This window comes from Aromatoleum evansii (assembly GCF_012910805.1).
Taxonomy (GTDB): domain Bacteria; phylum Pseudomonadota; class Gammaproteobacteria; order Burkholderiales; family Rhodocyclaceae; genus Aromatoleum; species Aromatoleum evansii.
Genome location: NZ_WTVK01000001.1, coordinates 58743 through 78222 on the forward strand (window position 1 = coordinate 58743; position 19480 = coordinate 78222).

The window sequence follows — 19480 nt, forward strand, 5'->3', positions numbered from 1 at the left end:
TGATCAGTCGATCTTTTTGTATCGATACACCTTGGTGCGATCTTTGCGAATCGGGATGGGCGGCAATTTCACTTCGAGTGCGGAACCGCCACCGGCGTCGGGCTTCCCTCCTATGATGAAGGGAACAATCTTGCCGTCAACGAGGACCGTGCCTGTCACAGGCGACGGTGGCAGGCCACCCCCGACGAATTCCTCGGATCGTATCGTGCCTTCGGGTGACGGCGTGTCGCATGATGCTCCGCCATGCAGGAAGCATGCGGCGTAACCCCGTGCTGTTCCGAGCGACGAGCATTTGCTCTTGTTTTTTGCCTGAAATGTACTGAAATTCACCAGCCCACCGACAGTCGCCGGTGTCGTCACGACCTGTTCGTTCGGGCCGGCTGTTGTCGTATCCGTGAGATCAATGACCCATCCCCGCGGCCGAGTAACAATCGACTGGAACACCGGCATGTAGTCTTTTGTAGTATCGGTCGTATTCATCAATTGGCACGACGGCGTACTTAGCGCGGTGTCTCCGGAGGCATCACAATCATTCTGGTCGTTGATGATCACAAAGTCACTGGTGCGGGCGAACTCGTCCCAGAATCCGTAGAACCTGTTCAGTGTCTTGGCGGCGATATATGTCTTCGACGAATCGACAAGAGGGTCATAGAGCGGTTTTTCACGATTTCCGGATCCGATCAGGATGATGTTGTAGATGCCGAAGCGCACAACATCGGGTGCATAAAGGAACTTGCGATTACGGTTATTGGCGCTGGACCAATCACCAATGGTCGCAACCCGGGTGACCGTCCAGTCGGCAGGCGATTGCGTGCCCACCTTCGTGGGATTCGACAGGTTGACGCGCCACAGATTTCCGGAGGTGTCGGCGGCATACAGGACGTCCGAGAAACCGTCATCGTTGGTATCCACGGGAACCACGTCGGCCACAATCCGCCCGGCTGCCTCACCGAAGGAGATATAGCGCAGTCTTTCGCCGGTCGTGGCGTCCAGGACGAAGATGCCGCGGCCAGTCGTGGACGCGCTGCAATCCCTCGGTTCGCTATCTTCGCAAGCGTCGTAGCCGGCGCCGAACACTGCGTACAGTGCGGTCTGGTTCTTGACGCGCACGACTCGGGGCGTTGACCATGTCTGCCCGAGCCTGGCGCTGTCGCCGCCAAAGCAGTTTCCGGACTGGTCGCAACCGAAACGCCACAGCGGCTTCGGTGCCTGTTTTGCAGGGTGATCCGTGGCGTCGAAAGCGTAGATCATCTTCCCCCCCCGACGCATCGAGGGGAGGATATAGGTCACCCGTACGCCTGTGCCATCCGCGTTCTTGGGGCCGATATAGGCGCCGATCGATCCGTCGAAGAAGAAATCCTTTGGCGACGTCGGATCATCCTTGAAAGTGACGAACGGGTAATTGTCCCGCGCGCGCGTCAATCTTTCCTCGAACTCGGGTGCCAGGAATGCCCAGAGCTCCGTTCCACTGACACTATCCGCCTCGTTCTTGCTGCCGTCGATAGCTCGGAACAGACCGTCGTCTGCGCCGTAGAAGACAACAACGTCGTCGCTATCGCTGCTGCCGTAATTGATGGCGAGAGGCCTGGAATGAACCACCCCGCCGTGGGCCGTTGGTCTGATCGCTCCGGCGAAGGGGTCATACTTCGTATAGAAAGTCTCGGTCTTGGTGTTATACCCATCACCGACATTGTCGCCACGGATCCACTTTTCCATGTCGGTGGATACGGCGAAGCTGGTGCTGGTCGTGCAATTGCTGGGTGCTGCTGCGCAGGTCGCAATCTGTCGGCTAGTTGCTGGGGAGATCTTCCGGATCTTTTGTCCTGCGCCGCCGCGCTCGACGACTCTTCCGTCAGGACTGTCGTTGGCCTCGAAATTGGTACAACTACCTTCCGGAATGCCGAAATTCGGAGTGTCCGATTTCGGTTCGGTGATGGGTTCCCAGTAATTGCTTGAATCGCTCGTCCAGAAACTGCGTGCGCAGGCCTGGAGGAAGCCCGTGTTTGCGTTGTCAATGGCTGGGTCGCCATTTGCGTCGGCGAGGAACAGCGAACGCTTGATGACCTCTCCGACGGGGACCTGCTGCAGCGCGAATTGGTACTGCTTGAGGTTGCCGGCCCACCGCGGTCGCGACCCCACGTCGGGCCGGAACATGCCGATGAACACCTGGTTCAAATACGTCCCTTGCGTATTGACGCTGATCGGGAGGGACGCGGAGGCGAAGGAACTATTGACGGCATTGATTTGTAGAAAGATGCTCTTCAGCCCTTCGACCAGGGCCATGAGATCGCCATTAACCTTGTAGGCACCGCCGACGCCAGAACCGCCGTTCGTGGCCATGCTGATGAGCAGCGCGGTCTGCGCGGGGTCCTCGCCCTTTCGGTTGAATACATTGATCGTGAAGGTCTTGACGGGTTGATGACCTGCGACGGCACTTACGTCGGTGCGCGCGAGGAATTGCGCCCATTCATCGGCGAAGCGCATCTCCCTTCCTGAGGTCGCTGCGCTTGATAGTTGGGTCGGGCGTAAGCCGAGGCGGGTCATCATTAGGTGCGTCGGCGGGCTGGTTCTCGTGTCCGTATTCGGTTCGAGATTCGGGAATTGGTTGCCCACCAGCACGATGTAGTTGTTTGCGCAGGATTCCAACGGAATCGGGCTCGCGTATTCGGTCTTGTCTGTCGACGTGAAGGCCGTAACGTCTTCAAGCGTGGTTCGCTTCGAATACGGCTTTGGGCCGAAGCCCGTGGCCCCTGGGGGAGACCCCATTTTGGTTGCTTCAGTGCCATTGGTGTTCGCGTAGCCGCCGAAATACTTGAACGCCTCGTAGTAAGCACTTCCGTAATCGATGGACGAGGGCACCTTGTAGTCAGGGCTTCTCAGTTCGCTATCGATCGTCGCGAGATCTGCGATTACTCCCTTGGGATCCGTACATCCGTAGGATGAGGGGGCAAGCAGCTGAATGCGTTGACGTATGTATCCCGCTACGCCGCTTGTGCTGTCGGCGGTGCCGGCGTCGTTGAACAGCATGAGACCGACGTTCGTCGGCCGATAGCCGGTGGTAACCGTGCACGCGAGTTCGTTCAGAACCACCTTCAGCGCCCTAACCTCGACCTGGCCTTGAACAAGCTTGAGATTGTCGCCGAAGACGAGTCCTACGTAGCGCTCACAATCCTTGTTGGCATTGCAATTTGCCTTGACCGCTTCCCTATCCCAGGCTTGGTCGGCTGCCGACCAGTTCGAGGAATTGTCGAGCAGCAAGAGGACATTCGGGGCGGCCTGCGGAGTTGGCGGCATCGTATAAATGTCGATGTCCTCGCCGAAAACCGGCATGGCGCTGTTGATGCCTATGCAGGCCAGTGCAATCGAGAGGGAGAGTTTCCTGTTCATCTTAATGCTCCGTTCACTTCTCTGTTCGGCGCAGCGGGTTATTCGCAGGCGTCCTTGGCTTCCGCATAGTCGATCCTCATCTCCACCCCCTGAATGACCTGCGCCTTGGCGCCGGTCCCTGGAAGATCGACGTTCGCGGTCATTTCCCAAAGCGATGTCGCGCACAGCGAATTGCCGGAGATGTTGGTTGTCGGGTCGATAATCAAGATGTCGGTCGGTTTTCCGCCAAAGCAGGCGACGTTGTCAGGCGGAACATATTGCTCTTCCTTCTCTTCACCATCGATGATCACCGTCCGCTTCGCAATCAGTTCGCCTTGCTTGATGTACCGGTAGCGTTTGCACGTCGGTGGCGGCACGGTAACTTTGTAGCTGGTTTCGGGTGTAACGGCCGCACCATCAAAAGCGGGGAGCTGCACGTCGCGGGAAACATTCCGCGCCGTGAATTCATTCGAGTTGAGGGCCACGTCGAGGTGGTAATTCGCTGCGTCCTCCGCCTCCTTTTGGAACTGCTCGTTCCCCACGACGAGGAGGTTCGTGTTCGCAAGGCGGATTGCCGACACGGCCAGCAGGGTGATCAGGATGAGCATGATCAGGCCAACGAAAAGTACCGCGCCCCGCTGCGGTGCGCGCGCTCGTGGATGCATCATTTCGTTCTCCGCGCCACGGGATGGATCAGTTCGACATAAGTGCTGAAGACGTGCCGTTTGTAGTTGTCGGCGAACGTGACGGGGGCCTTCGGACCGAGCGTGAAGGTCTTGGTGCTGGCGTCGTAACCGGGAGTTGGCTCGAGCGCGCGAGCGAGCAACCACAGGCGGACGCCGACGATGTGGGGGAGCTGAACCGCGGTCGGGGTGTCGCTGAAGAGATCGGGTGATCCGTCTCCGCTGGTATCGATCGCGTATTCGAAGTGGATGTCCTCGATGCCTTCGACCATGGCCTGGACGTCGGGATTGGTGCTTCCGAGCGCCACGGCACGAAAATCGGCCCGTTTCAGGGTGGGGATGCTGTCACCCGCAACGTTGTTGCTGGCGATGAAGAACGCCCTGCGCAAGTACTGGCGAATCGGAGCCCGATTTGTCGTCTTGCAGTCGATCTGCATGAGATCGAAAGTGCCTGACCCGTTCTTCACCCGGAACGGTTTGTCGGTCACTGCACTGACATACTCGTCGCCGCACAGGGATACTTGCAGATAGCCGTTGTCCGGGTTGAGCGCGTCGGGTGCAGTAATCGCGGTGGATGCACGCTGCACAAACAGCAACCCGGTTCCGCTCTTTGCCGAAATCGGGCATGGGAAAGTCTCCGGGGTAAAACCTTGCACAGCGATATCCATCGACCCTTTCCAGACATCCACATCGGTCGAGCACGGGTTGGCAGTCGTGGATGCCGGTGTGCCCTGAAGGCTGGCGATGGCGTCGTAAAATCCCCCCATCGAGATCTCGTCGCGCAGGAGCTGGATTGCGTAGCGGCCGTTCTCAAGCTGCTGGGCGGCTTTGTCCAGTTCACGCCGAGCTTGGCTGTTGTTGATGAAGATGGTCGTCATCGCACCGATCACCAGTAACCCTAAGGTCATGGCGATCATCATTTCGATGAGCGAGATGCCCCTCTCGCGCGATCGGAAAACTCGGATGCGGGGTAGTGCGAGAAATCCAGCTGCGTGCATGATGGCTTACCCGGCAACTTGTTTGGGAATGAGGACACGCGTGACGACTGCCCGCCGCAGGCCGGCGCCGAAGTCGATGTCTGCGGCGCACTGAGCTCCAGGCGTATTGGCCGGTGGTGAGGCCGTGGGCATCAGCCCTTGCCAGACGCCGACAACGAAAAATTCGCCGAGTGCATCGTCCGTGGGCGGGACCGAGATCAGGCAGCCACGCATGCCGATCGGAGCTCCGATGTTCCCTTTCGCTGTCGCTTCTGCCGCGCCCTTCATCGCATTGCTCCATTCGCAGAGCTGCGCGCTGACGTCGGCAGTGTCCGCGCACGCGGTGGGCTGGCCGTCGCCAACGCCGTAGGTGACCAGACTTTGCGTCTTGAACGTATCCACGTATTTGCGTCCTGCGGAAACACGGTCCGCCATGTCCTGCACCAGCATCAGCGCCACCGAGCGCTGATAGGCCTCCATTTCGACTTCGTTCGCCTTGGTCTGCAGGCCTGCGAGTCCGAGAAGCCCGATTGCCAGGATTACGATCGAAACGAGCACTTCGAGCAGGCTGAAACCTTTCTGCGGATGTCCCCGCCCGTTGTAGGGATGGCTACGGTTCATGAACATGCTCCCTCGGTCAGTCGCGGTCTGCCGGTGGTATCGAGGCGGATGCAGCGCTTTACGTTCGTTCCGCTGGTTGACACGGTAATCGCGGTATTTGCGCCGCTCGTCAGTCGGCCGGTAGCGCCGAAGACGATCGTGGGGTTTGCCGGACTGAAGCTCAGCCCCGCGAGCGCCGATTGCGAATGTACGGCCTGACCGCCGACCTGGATCGTCCAGCCCTTTGCAAGATCGCTCCCGGTTAGCGCGAAACTGGCAGTCGCGTTGCTCTTCAGTGCTTCGCTTCGGGCGACGAGCATCGAGTCGTAGAGCGCCGACGATGCCGCGCGAACGCGCTGTGACGCGAGCAGCTCCTGGAACGATGGGTAACCGATCGCGGCGACAATTCCCAGTATCGCCACGACGACCATCAGTTCGATGAGCGAGAAACCCGTCGCGCGGGCCGGCGTCTTCAGGTGGCCGCTTACAGTCGTCGTGTTCATGATTACCGACCGCCCCAGCAGTCCGCTGCGCTACCGGAACCGGAAATCCCCTTGTTTCCGGCCTGGTTGATGCTCAGGGTGCCGCATTTTGCGTCCTGTGCAAGTTGGGCGCCCGTCGGTACCGCTTGAACGGTGAAAGCGGTCGCGGTCGGGGCTCCGTCCAGGCTGATCGCATAGTGCTTGCTGACTTCGGACGGCGGTGTGCTCATGCCGATGTCGCTCAGCGAGCCGAATGTGCGTGCGTCGAGGCGGTATTGCTGCTGCCGCGTCGCAATGTCGAGAAGGTACGCCGTGGTGACGCTGCGATTCGCTCTCACGAGGTAGGACGTGTAGGCGGGATAGGCAACGGCGGCGAGAATGCCGATGATCGCGACGACGATCATCACTTCGATCAGCGTGAAGCCGTTGCGGATCGGCTGGTGTGCGGGTTGTTTTGCGTTCACGATCAGGTCCATGGCATTAAGGGGTACGTGGATGGTATGGTCGGAACTGCATCCTGGGTAGAGGCTAGTCAAAGTCAGGTCAAAGCAGAAGTAGCGTCCGATGAGCGTCTGTTTTCTGCGTATGAGTGGCGACGTAGCATCCCCAGGCATCGCTTGCGGCGGTGGCGAGAAGCGCGCGGGCACGATAACTCGGCAGCGTGGCCGACGCGGCGGCAGCTGGTTTCGTTCTTGAGGAGCTTGATTTCGTTGGACAGCCCACCATCGCACGACGTCGTGACCCTTCCGGATTTTCGCAATCTGGGCGTGCTGTTGCGCATCCTCGTCATTGCCGAGGCCGCAAATCTCGTAGCGCTTGCGGCCCACTCCCCGGATGTGATCGAGGCTCTGAAGGGGATCGGGGGGGCGGCACTGCCGTTCGAGTTGGCCCTGCTGGCGATCGTGCTGTTGTTGTTCCTGTTTTCGCCCCTTCTCGCACGAATTCCGTACCGGCGTGGCGTCGGTGCTGTCGTGGCCGTCACTGCGATCGTCTCCGGCGGGCTGGACCTCGCCTTCCATGCCTGGGTGGGCGTGGTCCCCTGGGGGGCGGTGCTGAAGTCTGCGGCGATCGCGGGTCTTCTCGCGGGGGTGATCCTGGGCTACTTCAACTGGCGTCAGCGCGTTCTCTCTCCGGCCCTCGCGAAGGCGCGCCTGATCGCGCTGCAGTCGCGCATCCGGCCGCATTTCCTGTTCAACAGTCTGAATACGGCGGTTTCGCTGGTGAGGCAGGATCCGCGTCTGGCCGAACAGGTGCTGCTCGACATGTCGGACCTCTTCCGTGCCCTGCTCAAGGACAGTCGCTCCCTCGTTCCGCTCGCCGACGAGATCCGCCTCGCCGAGGCCTATCTGCAGATCGAGCAGCTGCGGCTGGGGGAGCGCCTGCGGGTGCATTGGGCCCGCGAAGATGCGCCTGTGTCGGTGAATGTCCCGATCCTGGTCCTGCAACCCCTGCTCGAGAACGCAGTCCGTTACGGCGTCGAGCCATTTGCCGCCGGTGGCGATGTACATGTAGAGATCCGTGCGGGCGCAAGCGAGCTCGTCATCGAGGTCACCAACTCGACCTGTGGCGGCGAGTCGCCGGTGCCTTCGGGAAACAGGATTGCGCTTGCCAACATCGAGGAGCGACTCGGCCTGTATTTCGATGCGGAGGGAACCCTGCATATCTCGGCACGCGACAACCTGTTCGTCGTCAAGGTGTGCGTGCCGTTGCGGGGCGCGCGCACAGCCGCTCAGGTGGCGTGAGGCTTCGCGATTTGGCAGTCGGGAGGCGAAAAGGTAGGCTGGTCGGTCGAGGCGTGCGCGCAATAGGGCGCACGGGTGGGGGTCAAATCCGGTAGGTGGAAGATGGTCGGACTGGTCATGTTGTTTCGGATGTCGTTCATGGTCGTCGCCATTGTGGCGTCGCACGTGGCGCTGGCGGCGGATGTGGAGCTGGTCGGCCTTTTCGGCAGGAAGGCGGTGCTGGTCGTGGATGGTGGTGCTCCCCGTACGCTGGCGGTGGGCGAGCAGACCCGCGACGGACTGCGGCTGATCGAGGTGGCCGAGGGTGCGGCGGTCGTCGAGATCGGAGGAAAGAGGCAGAGGGTGGCGCTGGGCGCTGGCCCGGTCCGCAGCGGTGCCGGCGACCAGAGCGGTGCGGCGGCGGTCAGTCTCGTTGCGGATGCGCGTGGGCACCATTTTTCCAGCGGTAGCATCAACGGTGCATCGGTCCGCTTCCTCGTGGATACGGGCGCGAGCATGGTTTCGATGGGCGCATCGGACGCGCGTCGTGCCGGAATCGACTATCGCAAGGGTACGGGAGGTGTGAGCCAGACGGCCAGCGGCCCGGCGCGCGTGTGGAAGGTGAGGCTGGATACCGTGCGCGTCGGCGACGTCACCTTGCACGGCGTCGACGGGCTGATTCACGAGAACGACCTTCCGTTCGTGCTGCTCGGGATGAGTTTCCTCAGTCGCATGGACATGCAGCGCGAAGGCGATCGCCTGACGCTGCGCAAACGGTTCTGAGAGGTGGGCGTGACAGAGAGGGAAGGCGTGCGTTCGGGTGAATTCCGGGATGCGGAGTGGTTGCGTCGGCAATTCACCGAGGCGCGGCCGATCGAACCGGTGCACGAGGATGGCAGCCCGCCGGTGACGAACCTGAGGCCGGCGGCGGTGCTCGTGCCGGTCGTCGCGCGCGCGGAGGCCCTGACAGTGCTGCTGACGCGCCGCACGGATCACCTGCACCATCATCCCGGGCAGATCAGTTTTCCCGGCGGAAGGGTGGAGGAGACCGACGTTTCGGCGGTGATGACGGCGCTACGCGAGACGGAGGAGGAGATCGGTCTGGACCCCGATTGTGTCGAGTTGCTCGGGGAGCTCCCGGAATACCGCACCGGCACGGGGTTCCGCATCACGCCGGTGGTCGGGTTGGTGCATCCGCCCTTTGATCTGAGGCTCGATAGTTTCGAGGTTGCCGAGGCGTTCGAGGTGCCCCTCGCACATTTTCTCGATCCGGCCAGGCATCAGAAGCACAGGGCGGAGTACCAGGGAAGGATGCGCGAGTATTACGCGATGCCCTATGGCGAGTACTTCATCTGGGGTGCGACGGCAGGAATCCTCGTATCCCTGTACAGATTTCTGGGCGAGAGGGAGTAGGGCGACCGGCGGCGGTAGTTGACGTTGACGTCAACTGCAATTATTTTGCGCCTCCGTGTCGCCGCATGTGGACGGCGATGGAGAGGAGTTCGGCATGAAGATCGAAAACAGCGTATTCGTGGTGACCGGCGGCGGTTCCGGTCTTGGCGCGGCAACGGCGCGCATGCTCGTGGCGGCAGGCGGCAAGGTGGTTCTTGCCGACGTCAACCGCGAGGGAGGGGAAGCGCTCGCGAAGGAACTCGGCGCAAACGTGGTGTTTGCGCAGACCGACGTGACCAGCGAGGAGAGCGCCAAGGCGGCGATCGAGCGCGCGGTAGGTGAGTTCGGCGGGCTGCACGGACTCGTGAATTGCGCCGGCATCGCCCCTGCAGAGAAGGTGGTCGGACGCGACGCCCCGCACCGCCTGGAGACCTTCGCCCGTACGATCAACGTCAACCTGATCGGCAGCTTCAACATGATGCGGTTGGCTGCGGACGTGATGAGCAAGGCGGCTCCGAACGAAGAGGGCGAGCGTGGCGTGATCGTCAGCACCGCCTCGGTTGCGGCCTACGACGGTCAGATCGGGCAGGCCGCCTATGCGGCATCCAAGGCCGGCGTCGTCGGGCTGACGCTGCCGGTCGCGCGCGAGCTCGCACGATTCGGCATCCGGGTGATGACGATCGCGCCGGGCATCATGGAGACGCCGATGCTGATGGGAATGCCGCAGGAGGTGCAGGACTCGCTCGGCAAGACCGTGCCGTTCCCGTCGCGCATGGGGCGTCCGTCGGAGTATGCGGCGCTCGTACGCCACATCGTCGAGAACGCCTACCTGAACGGCGAGACGATCCGCCTGGACGGCGCGATCCGAATGACGGCGAAGTAATTTTACGTTCCGGCCTCGCGACCGGGGCCGGGGGGCGAGCCGATTCCGGCCGCCCCCCGCGTTTTTGTGGCCAACTGGGATGGTCTTGGTCGGGATCGGGTAAGTGTGCTAAAAGTGCGATCCTCCCGGCTTCATGCTGCGCTGCAGCGGCTGCCTGTCCGGCTCCCTTCCGCCCGTCCCGATGACTTCGTCCGAAAACGCTCTCCCTGCTGCATCTCCTGTCGAGGAGTGCTACCACTGCGGCCTGCCCGTCCCCTCGCAATCCAGCCACTACGTCGCGATCGACGGCGTCGAGCGGCGGATGTGTTGCGTGGGCTGCGAAGCGGTCGCACGATCGATCGTCGATAACGGGCTCAGCGACTACTACCGGCACCGCGACGCGATGCCCGAGCCGCAGAAGGAGGCGCTGCCTGCGGAATTGCAGGAGCTCGGGCTGTTCGACCATCCGGACTTCCAGAAGAGCTTCGTCGAGCCCGTCGGCGAGCATGAGCGTGAGGCGTCGCTGATCCTCGAGGGGATCACCTGTGCAGCCTGCGTCTGGCTGAACGAGCAGCATGTGTCACGTCAGCCGGGTGTTTCGCTGGTCGATATCAATTACGCGACGCGGCGTGCGCGAGTGCGCTGGGACGAGCGCCGGACGCGGCTGTCGGACATCCTCGCGGCGATCCAGGCGATCGGTTACCGAGCCTATCCCTATGATGCGGAGCGTTCCGAGCAGATCGCGCAACGCGAACGCCGCTCGATGCTGTGGCGCCTGTTCGTTGCAGGCTTTGGCATGATGCAGGTGATGATGTATGCCTTCCCGGCGTACATCGCCGGTGAAGGCGACCTGACGCCCGACATCGAATTGCTGATGCGCTGGGCGAGCCTGGTGCTGACCCTGCCTGTGGTCCTGTACTCGGCTGCGCCGTTCTTCCGGCGTGCACTGCGTGATATCAGGTTGCGTCGTTTGGGCATGGACGTCCCGGTGGCGCTGGGGGTGGGCAGCGCGTTCATCGCGAGTGTCTGGGCAACCCTGACCAGCGGGGGCGAAGTCTATTTCGACTCGGTGACGATGTTCGTGTTCTTCCTGCTGTGCGGGCGCTATCTCGAAATGATTGCGCGGCAGCGGGCCGTGCGCGGCGTGGAGGAGCTGGGGAAGGTGCTGCCTGCCTTCGCCGAGCGCCTTCCCGGCTGGCCGTCTCTGACCGGCGAGCGCGTTCCCGTGTCGCAACTCGCGGTGGGCGACGTCTTGCGCGTTCGTCCCGGCGAGGTTGTACCTGCCGACGGTGTCGTGATCGACGGCCGCAGCGATGCGAACGAGGCGCTCCTCACCGGGGAGAGCCTGCCGGTGCTCAAGTCGGTCGGCAGCGAGGTGACGGGGGGGAGCATCAACATCTCCAGCCCGCTGGCCATCCGGGTGGAGCAGACCGGCGATTCGACCCGTCTCGCGGCCATCCAGCGACTGATGGAGCGTGCTGCGAGCGAGAAGCCGGCGATCGCGCAGCAGTCCGACAGGGTTGCCGTCGTGTTCATCGTCGCCTTGCTGGTGCTCGCGTGCATTACCGGCGTGGTGTGGTATTTCGTCGATCCGTCACGTGCCCTATGGGTGTTCGTGTCGGTGCTGGTGGTGGCATGTCCGTGCGCACTGTCGCTCGCAACGCCCGTTGCGCTCACCGTTGCGACCGATGCGCTGGCGCGGATGGGGGTGCTCGTGACCCGCGGCCATGCGATCGAGACGCTTGCCAACGCAAATCATTTCGTCTTCGACAAGACCGGCACCCTGACGCTGGGCCTGCTGACGCTTGAGGAGACGCTGCCGCTCGCCGAGCTCGACGCCCGGCCGCTGCTGGCCATAGCCGCGGCGCTGGAGCAGTCTTCCGAGCATCCGGTTGCGCGGGCGTTGCGCGGTCCCGTCGATGACGCGGATCTCCCCGTTGCCCGGGATCTCGTTTCCGAGACGGGGCAGGGGGTCACCGGAACGGTGGAGGGCGAGCGCTTCTGGCTGGGGCGTCCCGACTACGTGGCGGCGCATCTCGGCGGCGATCTGCCTCCGAGTCTCGATGCGATGTCGGGTCGCGGCGGTTCCGTCGTCGCGCTCGGCGGGCGGGGGGGCTGGCTGGGGCTTTTCCGTCTGGCCGACACTCCGCGTCCGGAGGCCGGCGAGCTGTGCGCGAAGCTGGCCGCGGAAGGCGTCCGCACTACCGTGCTGAGCGGCGACACACAAACCGTTGCGGCCGCGGTCGCCGCACGCCTGGGGCTGGATGAAGCGCACGGCGGGATGACGCCTCAGGGTAAGCGGGACTTCATCGCAGGACTGCAGGCCGATCCGTCAGCCATTGTCGCCATGGTCGGCGACGGCGTGAATGATGCGCCGGTCCTCGCGCAGGCACATGTTTCGGTGGCGATGGGCGGAGGGACCGAACTCGCCCGCAACCAGGGCGACATCGTGCTGCTCAGCGAGAACCTTGCGGGGCTGGGGCGTGGCGTGGATCTGGCCCGGCGCACTCTCAGGGTCATCCGCCAGAACCTGTGGTGGTCGTTTGCCTACAATTTCACTTCGGTCCCGCTCGCGATGGCGGGCCTGGTCACGCCCTGGATGGCCGGTATAGGCATGGCGGGAAGTTCGCTGCTTGTCGTGCTAAATGCCCTGCGCCTGCAGAATCAACGCCGGGTAAATTGAACGTATATGGAAAGTCTTTACATCCTCGTGCCGCTTTCGGTGGTGCTGGTGTTCGTGATCGGCGTAATCTTCTGGTGGTCGTTGCGCTCGGGTCAGTACGATGACATGGAAGGCCCCGCCTATCGCATGCTCATGGACGACCGCGACCAGCCCGAAGGCCGTAAACCGGAACAGTCCGATGACCCTCCCGCGCAGGTCGGAAAACAGTGATCCCCATGGTGGGGAAACACGTCCTCCGCTCATCGAGCGGGGTTTGTTGACCTACGTCAACGCCCCGGAGAAGGAGGATTGGCATACTTTTCCAACGGTTTTCGAGATTGGCGCGTCGCGATTCGATCGCGCCAATCACGTAAGGAATTTTTGTCTCTCTGTTGGGGTTGGGGGTGCGCTTGATGCGCACCCTTTTTTTTTGCCCGAAAGCATGGGCTATGATGCAGTAATTAAAACCATGCTGGCAACAGGTTTTTTTTGTAATTGGGTATTTTCACCCACTACTGCAGTGCAATAGAATGTCGGCCGTTGTCACGAGCCCGTGGCGAGCCGTTGCACATGCTCTCCCGGACTGGTGCTGAAGTTTTCTTCATCTCAAGGGGAGTTCCATGCAATCGCAGGCGACTTATAACTACAACGTCGTCCGCCAGTTCTCCATCATGACAGTGGTGTGGGGCGTGGTGGGCATGCTGGTGGGGGTGATCGTCGCAGCGCAGCTTGTCTGGCCCGAGCTCAATCTGGGCGAGTGGCTGCATTTCGGCAGGCTGCGTCCGCTCCATACGAACGCCGTGATCTTTGCATTTGGCGGTTGTGCGCTGTTCGCGACCTCGTATTTCGTGGTCCAGCGGACCTGTCATACGCCGCTGTTCGCACCCTGGCTCGCAAGCTTCACCTTCTGGGGCTGGCAGCTGGTGATCGTGCTGGCGGCGATCTCCCTGCCGCTGGGCTTCACGTCCGGCAAGGAATATGCCGAGCTCGAATGGCCGATCGACATCCTGATCGCAGTGGTGTGGGTGTCGTATGCAATCGTGTTCTTCGGCACGATCGCCAAGCGCAAGACCAGCCACATCTACGTAGCGAACTGGTTCTTCGGCGGCTTCATCCTCACGGTCGCGCTGCTGCACATCGTCAATAGCGCCGCGCTGCCGGTCAGTCTGACGAAGTCCTACTCGGCCTACGCCGGCGTGCAGGACGCGATGATCCAGTGGTGGTACGGCCACAACGCAGTGGGCTTCTTCCTGACTGCGGGCTTCCTCGGCATGATGTACTACTTCGTGCCGAAGCAGGCCGAGCGTCCGGTGTATTCCTATCGCCTGTCGGTGGTGCACTTCTGGGCGCTGATCTTCACCTACATGTGGGCGGGTCCGCACCACCTGCACTACACGGCGCTGCCCGACTGGACCCAGTCGGTGGGCATGATCTTCTCGCTGATCCTGCTGGCGCCGTCGTGGGGTGGCATGATCAACGGCGTGATGACGCTTTCGGGCGCATGGCACAAGCTGCGTACCGATCCGATCCTCAAGTTCCTGATCACCGCGCTGTCCTTCTACGGCATGTCGACCTTCGAAGGTCCGATGATGTCGATCAAGACGGTCAATGCCCTGTCGCACTACACCGACTGGACCGTCGGTCACGTGCATTCGGGCGCGCTCGGCTGGGTCGCGATGATCTCTATCGGTTCGATGTACTACCTGATCCCGCGCATGTACGGCAAGACCCAGATGTACTCGGTCGGGCTGATCAACACGCACTTCTGGATCGCGACGATCGGCATCGTTCTCTACATCGCCTCGATGTGGATCGCCGGCGTGATGCAGGGGCTGATGTGGCGCGCGACGAACCCGGACGGCACGCTGACCTATTCCTTTGTCGAGAGCGTGAAGGCGAGCTATCCCTTCTGGGCGATCCGCCTCGCAGGCGGGGTGATGTTCCTGACCGGCATGCTCATCATGTTCTACAACATGGTCAAGACGATGGCAGGCGAGAAGGCGTACGAGGCGCCCGTGGTCGCCCCCGCTGCCGCTCACGCTTAATCGGAGAGACAGAACATGGCTCAATCGAAACATGAATTCATCGAGCGCAGCGTCGGCTGGCTGATCGTGCTGACCCTTCTGACGGTCAGCGTCGGCGGTCTCGTCGAGATCGTTCCGCTGTTCTTCCAGAAGACCACGACGACGGCGATCGACCGTACCGGCAAGCCGCTCGACGTGAAGCCCTACGAACCGCTGCGCCTGGTGGGACGCGACATCTACGTGCGCGAAGGCTGCTACAACTGCCATTCGCAGATGATCCGCCCCTTCCGCGCGGAAACCGAACGTTACGGCCACTACTCGGTCGCGGGCGAATACATCTACGACCGTCCGTTCCAGTGGGGCTCCAAGCGCACCGGTCCGGATCTCGCGCGTGTCGGCGGCCGTTATTCGGATGAATGGCATCGGGTGCACCTGATCAATCCGCGCGATGTCGTGCCGGAGTCGAACATGCCCGCATTCCCGTGGCTGCAGCGTCCGGTCAAGGCAGACGACATCGAGGACAAGATGCGCGCGCTGCAGACGCTGGGACACCCCTACACCGCCGAGCAAATCGCCGGTGCGCGCGCCGCGCTCGAGGGCAAGTCGGAAATGGACGCCATCGTTGCCTACCTCCAGGGGCTGGGCATCGCACTGTCGAACTTCAAGTAAGGAAAAGGAGAAGCGCCGTGGATATCAACGATCTCCGGTCACTGGTCACCGTGCTCGGCCTGGCGTGTTTCGTCGCCATCTGCGTATGGGCATACAGCAGGAGCGCACGGGCTGGCTTCGAGGAGGCGGCGCGACTTCCCTTCACCGATGACGATGCGCCGGCCCTCCCCGGGGGCCGGCACAGCAAGGAAGGATAAAAATGGCTGACTTTATTAGCGGCTTCTGGAACGCGTATGTGATGGGCCTGGTGGGCCTGAGCCTGCTGTTCTGCCTGTTCGTGCTCATGTCGAACAACAAGCGGGAAACCGGGCCGGTCGAACTGCACGGTCACGTTTGGGACGAAAACCTCGCCGAGTACAACAACCCGCTGCCGCGTTGGTGGTTGTACCTTTTCTGGATCACCCTGATCTTTGCCGTGGCTTATCTGGCGATGTATCCGGGCTTCGGCAATACCAAGGGCGTGCTCGGCTGGAGCGCGGTCGGTCAGTACGAGACCGAGATGCGCCAGGCCGAGGAGCGTTACGCCCCGATCTTTGCCAAGTACCAGGGCATGGACGTGGCGGCGGTCGCCGCCGACGAGGAGGCGCGCGGCGCGGGCAAGCGCCTGTTCGTGACCTACTGTGCGCAGTGTCACGGCGCGGACGCCCGCGGTGCGAAGGGTTTCCCGAACCTGACCGACAAGGCATGGAACTGGGGGGGCGAGGCCGAGACGATCAAGACCACGATCACCGGCGGGCGCATGGGCATGATGCCGCCGTTCGGGCCCGTGCTGGGCGCCGAAGGGGTCAAGGACGTGGTGAACTACGTGCGTTCGTTGTCGGGGCTGGCGCATGATTCGCTGCGCGCCCAGCGCGGGGCGGAGCTGTTCCAGCAGAACTGCGTTGCCTGCCACGGCCCCGAGGGGAAGGGTACCCAGGCGATGGGGGCTCCGAACCTGACCGACGGTGACTGGCTGTATGGTTCGACCGAGGCCGTCATGACGGAAACGGTGCAAAACGGTCGCACCAACCGCATGCCCGGATTCGGCGAGTTCCTCGGCGAGGCCAAGGTCCACCTGTTGGCCTCGTATGTGTATGGCCTCTCGAACCAAGCTGCCGCTAAGTAAGTCGAAGTCCTGAATTAGCTGCACCGCTGCTCAAGTCCCCGGGGTTCGCCCCGGGGAAAATTCTAATCAGTAAATCAGAAAATACGGATATAGCGATAATGAGCGATCCGGTACGGGTGCGCGTGGTCCCGAAATCGCAGCTTCGGGACGAGCAAGGCGACGATCTGTATGCGGCCAGGCAGAAAATTCACGTCCGGTCGGTGAAGGGCGTCTTCGCGAACTGGCGTTGGGCCCTCGTCTGGCTGACCCAGATCATCTATTACGGACTGCCGTGGCTGACCTGGAATGACCGCCAGGCGGTCCTGTTTCATCTCACCGAACGCAAGTTCTACATCTTCGGCGGGGTCTTCTGGCCGCAGGACGTGTTCTATCTGGCGATCCTGCTCATCATCTCGGCCTACGCCCTGTTCTTCTTCACCGCGATCGCGGGACGCCTGTGGTGCGGATACGCCTGTCCGCAGACGGTCTACACGGAAATCTTCATGTGGATCGAGGAGAAGATCGAAGGCGACCACAACAAACGCCGCAAGCTCGAGGCGGCTCCGATGGACGCGCGGAAGATCGGTCTGCGCGCGGCGAAATTTTCCGTCTGGGGGCTGTTCTCGCTGTGGACCGGGTTCACGCTCGTCGCCTATTTCACTCCGGTAGACGAGTTGTTGCAGTCTGCCGCGACCTTCGGCTTCGGTCCGTGGGAAATCTTCTGGATCCTGTTCTACGGCGGCTTCACCTACCTGTTCGCGGGCGTATTGCGCGAGCAGGTGTGCAAGTACATGTGCCCCTATGCCCGTTTCCAGAGCGTGATGTTCGATCCGGATACGCTCGTCGTGACCTATGACGAGGAGCGGGGTGAGCCGCGCGGAAGCCGTCGCAAGGGTGTGGAGCCCCGCAGTGCCGGTGTTGGCGACTGTATCGACTGCGGCATCTGTGTTCAGGTGTGCCCCACAGGTATCGATATCCGCCAGGGGCTCCAGTACGAGTGCATCGGATGCGGCGCCTGTATCGACGGCTGCGATCAGGTGATGGACAAGATGGGGTATCCGCGCGGTCTGATCCGCTATTCGACGGAGAATGCCGTGCGGCGTCATTGGGGGCGGAGCGAGATCCTGCGGCACGTGATGCGTCCCCGCACGCTGATCTACGGCGGTGTTCTCGTTCTGATTCTGCTGGCGACGATGTGGAGTCTTGCGACGCGGTCGGATCTGCGCGTTGACGTGATCCGCGACCGCGCAACACTGGCACGCGAAGTCGCGGGCGGGCTGATCGAGAACGTGTATCAGCTGCGCATCATGAACATGCAGGAGATCACGCGTCCGGTCGTCGTGCGTGTCTCGGGGCTCGAGGGAATCCGGCTGGAAGGTCCGCAGCAGTTCGAGATCAAGCCGGCGATGACCGAGTCGGTGACCGTGCAGGTCCAGGTGCCGCCCGAGGCTGCGGCGCCCGGCAGCCACGAGATCGTTTTCGAGTTCGGTGTTCCCGGCGACTCCGCAGTTGCCGTCCGGGAACGCACCACTTTCCTCCTTCCGCGCTAATCAGGAGTACACGCATGCGCAGTGCAAACATGCACAAGACACTCGAGCCCTGGTATCGGCAGGGCTGGCCCTGGTTCCTGATCGCCATTCCTGCGGTTGCCGTGATTGCGGGAATGATCACGCTGTGGCTTGCCGTCAGCACCTGGGATGGTCTCGTCGTCGACGACTATTACCAGGAGGGCAAGGCGATCGAGAAAACGATTGCGCGTTCGCTCAAGGCGGCCGAACTGGGGCTGCTGGCCGATGTCCGCCTGCGCGCCGAGGAGGTGACGCTCGATCTCACGAGCTCCGCCAACGTCCCGTTGCCCCCTACGGTGGTGTTGACCATTTCCCACCCGACGCGCGGCGGGATGGATCAGGTGGTCTTGCTCAAGCGCCGAGACGGCGGCGTGTTTGCGGCGCCGCTGTCTCCGCTGTCGGCGGGACGGTGGCTGCTGCAGGTGGAGGACGAGTCGCGCAACTGGCGCATGAACGGGTCGGTGAACATTCCCGCCGAGTCCGTGATCCACATCGCTCCGGCGAAGTCCTGATTGCTGCCGCCCAGGGGAACGCGATGCTGAAATGGATACAGGTGTTGTGGCCGTCGTTTCTGGTGGCGGGGCTTGCCGAAGCCGTCTTTTTCACGGTGATCGATCCACAGGAGCTCTATCTCTTCGGCGAACCGGTGCACTACTCGCTGACGGCCACATACTCGATCGGATTCTTCGGTTTCTGGCTGGTCGGCGCGGCGTCCAGCCTGCTGACGCTGTTCTTTCAGCGTGGTGCCGCGGAGCTTAACCGTAAGGCGTAAGATCGGCATCGGGCGGCGAAGTAGCGCCGCCCGATGCGCGTGGCGCAAGTGACCAGCTGCAGGTCAGCGGTAAACGAGGACGGGGGTCTTGCTGTGGGTGAGAACTTTTTGCGTCTCGCTGCCCAGAAGCAGGCCGGCGATGCCGCGGCGCCCGTGCGACGCCATGAAGATCAGGTCGCAGCCGTGACGCTCGGCCGCGTCGATGATCGCTTCATAGGGGACTTCATTGACGATTGTGTCGGTGTCCGCGGTGACGCCGGCTCCGTCCGCTGCGCTCTTCGCCGCGTCGAGGATGCGTTTTGCCTCGTCGGCTGCCGCCTTGCCGAACTGTTCCGGAGTGGTGGGATCGATCAACGCCCCCTCACCGTAAATCGGCATCGGGAAGTCGGGTTGCGCATAGAAGAACGTGATGCGAGCCCCGGCGTCCTTGGCGAAGGAAACGGCGCGGGCGATGGTGCTCTCGGACAGCGGGGAGCCGTCCGTGGGGACCAGTATGTGCTTGAACATCGTGCATCTCCCAAGGTTTTGCGAGGACAGATCGATTATAGCGACCCCGCTCGTGTGAAAGCGACGATAAAGCTTGCGGGTGGTTGATTCCCGTCAATCTTCGTCGCTGTC

At 62.2% G+C, this 19480-nt stretch carries 21 protein-coding genes; 14 read left to right on the forward strand and 7 right to left on the reverse strand.

What is annotated here, in order from left to right; genetic code table 11:
* Nucleotides 1–3 precede the first annotated feature (3 nt).
* The 6 genes from GO615_RS00295 to GO615_RS29150 are packed head-to-tail and all read right to left on the reverse strand — an operon-like array spanning nucleotide 4 to nucleotide 6584.
* A complete protein-coding gene (locus GO615_RS00295; protein ID WP_169125053.1) occupies nucleotides 4–3387 on the reverse strand; it encodes a pilus assembly protein in 3384 nt (1127 codons plus the stop codon).
* 38 nt (nucleotides 3388–3425) lie between these two features.
* On the reverse strand, nucleotides 3426–4034 hold the full coding sequence (locus GO615_RS00300; protein WP_169125054.1) for a hypothetical protein: 609 nt from the start codon (nucleotides 4032–4034) through the stop codon (nucleotides 3426–3428).
* Nucleotides 4031–5047, reverse strand: coding sequence for a PilW family protein (locus GO615_RS00305; protein ID WP_281358684.1), 1017 nt, complete (start codon nucleotides 5045–5047; stop codon nucleotides 4031–4033). Before GO615_RS00305 ends, GO615_RS00300 begins: the two co-directional genes overlap by 4 nt.
* A gap of 6 nt (nucleotides 5048–5053) precedes the next feature.
* Complete coding sequence (gene pilV, locus GO615_RS00310; protein ID WP_169125055.1) at nucleotides 5054–5647, reverse strand: type IV pilus modification protein PilV; 594 nt, start codon at nucleotides 5645–5647, stop codon at nucleotides 5054–5056.
* The gene (locus GO615_RS29145; RefSeq protein ID WP_169125188.1) at nucleotides 5644–6129 is read right to left on the reverse strand and encodes a GspH/FimT family pseudopilin; all 486 of its coding nucleotides are present in this window, start codon (nucleotides 6127–6129) and stop codon (nucleotides 5644–5646) included. The genes pilV and GO615_RS29145 overlap by 4 nt, the downstream gene beginning before the upstream one ends.
* A 2-nt stretch (nucleotides 6130–6131) precedes the next feature.
* Nucleotides 6132–6584, reverse strand: coding sequence for a type IV pilin protein (locus GO615_RS29150; RefSeq protein WP_169125056.1), 453 nt, complete (start codon nucleotides 6582–6584; stop codon nucleotides 6132–6134).
* Nucleotides 6585–6818: 234 nt separating this feature from the next.
* On the opposite strand from GO615_RS29150, the gene GO615_RS00325 reads away from it, so the two are divergent.
* From GO615_RS00325 to GO615_RS00390, 14 genes are all read left to right on the forward strand, one after another.
* Complete coding sequence (locus GO615_RS00325) at nucleotides 6819–7850, forward strand: sensor histidine kinase (protein WP_169125057.1); 1032 nt, start codon at nucleotides 6819–6821, stop codon at nucleotides 7848–7850.
* A 102-nt stretch (nucleotides 7851–7952) separates the two neighbouring features.
* The gene (locus tag GO615_RS00330; RefSeq protein ID WP_169125058.1) at nucleotides 7953–8612 is read left to right on the forward strand and encodes a retropepsin-like aspartic protease family protein; all 660 of its coding nucleotides are present in this window, start codon (nucleotides 7953–7955) and stop codon (nucleotides 8610–8612) included.
* A 90-nt stretch (nucleotides 8613–8702) separates the two neighbouring features.
* Nucleotides 8703–9242 carry a CoA pyrophosphatase gene (locus GO615_RS00335; protein ID WP_339380015.1) on the forward strand — a complete coding sequence of 180 codons (540 nt, stop codon included), beginning with the start codon at nucleotides 8703–8705 and terminating at the stop codon, nucleotides 9240–9242.
* Nucleotides 9243–9336: 94 nt separating this feature from the next.
* Nucleotides 9337–10104, forward strand: coding sequence for a 3-hydroxyacyl-CoA dehydrogenase (locus GO615_RS00340; RefSeq protein ID WP_169125059.1), 768 nt, complete (start codon nucleotides 9337–9339; stop codon nucleotides 10102–10104).
* 181 nt (nucleotides 10105–10285) lie between these two features.
* On the forward strand, nucleotides 10286–12766 hold the full coding sequence (locus tag GO615_RS00345; RefSeq protein ID WP_169125060.1) for a heavy metal translocating P-type ATPase: 2481 nt from the start codon (nucleotides 10286–10288) through the stop codon (nucleotides 12764–12766).
* Between the two features lie 6 nt (nucleotides 12767–12772).
* Nucleotides 12773–12976: a cbb3-type cytochrome oxidase assembly protein CcoS gene (gene ccoS, locus GO615_RS00350; protein WP_169125061.1), complete on the forward strand. Its 204-nt coding sequence runs from the start codon at nucleotides 12773–12775 to the stop codon at nucleotides 12974–12976.
* Nucleotides 12945–13274, forward strand: coding sequence for a hypothetical protein (locus GO615_RS00355; protein WP_169125062.1), 330 nt, complete (start codon nucleotides 12945–12947; stop codon nucleotides 13272–13274). Before ccoS ends, GO615_RS00355 begins: the two co-directional genes overlap by 32 nt.
* Nucleotides 13275–13365: 91 nt before the next feature.
* The gene (ccoN, locus tag GO615_RS00360; protein ID WP_169125063.1) at nucleotides 13366–14790 is read left to right on the forward strand and encodes a cytochrome-c oxidase, cbb3-type subunit I; all 1425 of its coding nucleotides are present in this window, start codon (nucleotides 13366–13368) and stop codon (nucleotides 14788–14790) included.
* Nucleotides 14791–14805: 15 nt separating this feature from the next.
* Entirely contained in the window at nucleotides 14806–15438 is a 633-nt protein-coding gene (ccoO, locus tag GO615_RS00365) for a cytochrome-c oxidase, cbb3-type subunit II (protein ID WP_169125064.1), read from the forward strand.
* A 17-nt stretch (nucleotides 15439–15455) separates the two neighbouring features.
* Nucleotides 15456–15635, forward strand: coding sequence for a cbb3-type cytochrome oxidase subunit 3 (locus GO615_RS00370; RefSeq protein ID WP_169125065.1), 180 nt, complete (start codon nucleotides 15456–15458; stop codon nucleotides 15633–15635).
* Between the two features lie 2 nt (nucleotides 15636–15637).
* The gene (gene ccoP, locus GO615_RS00375; protein WP_169125066.1) at nucleotides 15638–16543 is read left to right on the forward strand and encodes a cytochrome-c oxidase, cbb3-type subunit III; all 906 of its coding nucleotides are present in this window, start codon (nucleotides 15638–15640) and stop codon (nucleotides 16541–16543) included.
* 98 nt (nucleotides 16544–16641) lie between these two features.
* On the forward strand, nucleotides 16642–18072 hold the full coding sequence (gene ccoG / locus GO615_RS00380; protein WP_169125067.1) for a cytochrome c oxidase accessory protein CcoG: 1431 nt from the start codon (nucleotides 16642–16644) through the stop codon (nucleotides 18070–18072).
* A gap of 14 nt (nucleotides 18073–18086) precedes the next feature.
* The gene (locus tag GO615_RS00385; protein ID WP_169125068.1) at nucleotides 18087–18602 is read left to right on the forward strand and encodes a FixH family protein; all 516 of its coding nucleotides are present in this window, start codon (nucleotides 18087–18089) and stop codon (nucleotides 18600–18602) included.
* A gap of 23 nt (nucleotides 18603–18625) precedes the next feature.
* Nucleotides 18626–18862 carry a hypothetical protein gene (locus GO615_RS00390; protein WP_169125069.1) on the forward strand — a complete coding sequence of 79 codons (237 nt, stop codon included), beginning with the start codon at nucleotides 18626–18628 and terminating at the stop codon, nucleotides 18860–18862.
* Nucleotides 18863–18925: 63 nt separating this feature from the next.
* Here GO615_RS00390 and GO615_RS00395 read toward each other — a convergent pair whose 3' ends face one another.
* Nucleotides 18926–19369 (reverse strand): universal stress protein, encoded by a 444-nt coding sequence (locus GO615_RS00395; RefSeq protein WP_169125070.1) that lies wholly within the window; start codon nucleotides 19367–19369, stop codon nucleotides 18926–18928.
* Between the last annotated feature and the right edge of the window lie 111 nt (nucleotides 19370–19480).

What these genes read in the sequence shown, in the direction of transcription:
- GO615_RS00295 (WP_169125053.1), bottom strand. Translation starts at nt 3,387, where the DNA reads ATGAACAGGAAACTCTCCCTCTCGATTGCACTGGCCTGCATAGGCATC.
- GO615_RS00300 (WP_169125054.1), bottom strand. Translation starts at nt 4,034, where the DNA reads ATGATGCATCCACGAGCGCGCGCACCGCAGCGGGGCGCGGTACTTTTC.
- GO615_RS00305 (WP_281358684.1), bottom strand. Translation starts at nt 5,047, where the DNA reads ATGCACGCAGCTGGATTTCTCGCACTACCCCGCATCCGAGTTTTCCGA.
- pilV (WP_169125055.1), bottom strand. Translation starts at nt 5,647, where the DNA reads ATGAACCGTAGCCATCCCTACAACGGGCGGGGACATCCGCAGAAAGGT.
- GO615_RS29145 (WP_169125188.1), bottom strand. Translation starts at nt 6,129, where the DNA reads ATGAACACGACGACTGTAAGCGGCCACCTGAAGACGCCGGCCCGCGCG.
- GO615_RS29150 (WP_169125056.1), bottom strand. Translation starts at nt 6,584, where the DNA reads ATGGACCTGATCGTGAACGCAAAACAACCCGCACACCAGCCGATCCGC.
- GO615_RS00330 (WP_169125058.1), top strand. Translation starts at nt 7,953, where the DNA reads ATGGTCGGACTGGTCATGTTGTTTCGGATGTCGTTCATGGTCGTCGCC.
- GO615_RS00340 (WP_169125059.1), top strand. Translation starts at nt 9,337, where the DNA reads ATGAAGATCGAAAACAGCGTATTCGTGGTGACCGGCGGCGGTTCCGGT.
- GO615_RS00345 (WP_169125060.1), top strand. Translation starts at nt 10,286, where the DNA reads ATGACTTCGTCCGAAAACGCTCTCCCTGCTGCATCTCCTGTCGAGGAG.
- ccoS (WP_169125061.1), top strand. Translation starts at nt 12,773, where the DNA reads ATGGAAAGTCTTTACATCCTCGTGCCGCTTTCGGTGGTGCTGGTGTTC.
- GO615_RS00355 (WP_169125062.1), top strand. Translation starts at nt 12,945, where the DNA reads ATGACCCTCCCGCGCAGGTCGGAAAACAGTGATCCCCATGGTGGGGAA.
- ccoN (WP_169125063.1), top strand. Translation starts at nt 13,366, where the DNA reads ATGCAATCGCAGGCGACTTATAACTACAACGTCGTCCGCCAGTTCTCC.
- ccoO (WP_169125064.1), top strand. Translation starts at nt 14,806, where the DNA reads ATGGCTCAATCGAAACATGAATTCATCGAGCGCAGCGTCGGCTGGCTG.
- ccoP (WP_169125066.1), top strand. Translation starts at nt 15,638, where the DNA reads ATGGCTGACTTTATTAGCGGCTTCTGGAACGCGTATGTGATGGGCCTG.
- ccoG (WP_169125067.1), top strand. Translation starts at nt 16,642, where the DNA reads ATGAGCGATCCGGTACGGGTGCGCGTGGTCCCGAAATCGCAGCTTCGG.
- GO615_RS00385 (WP_169125068.1), top strand. Translation starts at nt 18,087, where the DNA reads ATGCGCAGTGCAAACATGCACAAGACACTCGAGCCCTGGTATCGGCAG.
- GO615_RS00390 (WP_169125069.1), top strand. Translation starts at nt 18,626, where the DNA reads ATGCTGAAATGGATACAGGTGTTGTGGCCGTCGTTTCTGGTGGCGGGG.
- GO615_RS00395 (WP_169125070.1), bottom strand. Translation starts at nt 19,369, where the DNA reads ATGTTCAAGCACATACTGGTCCCCACGGACGGCTCCCCGCTGTCCGAG.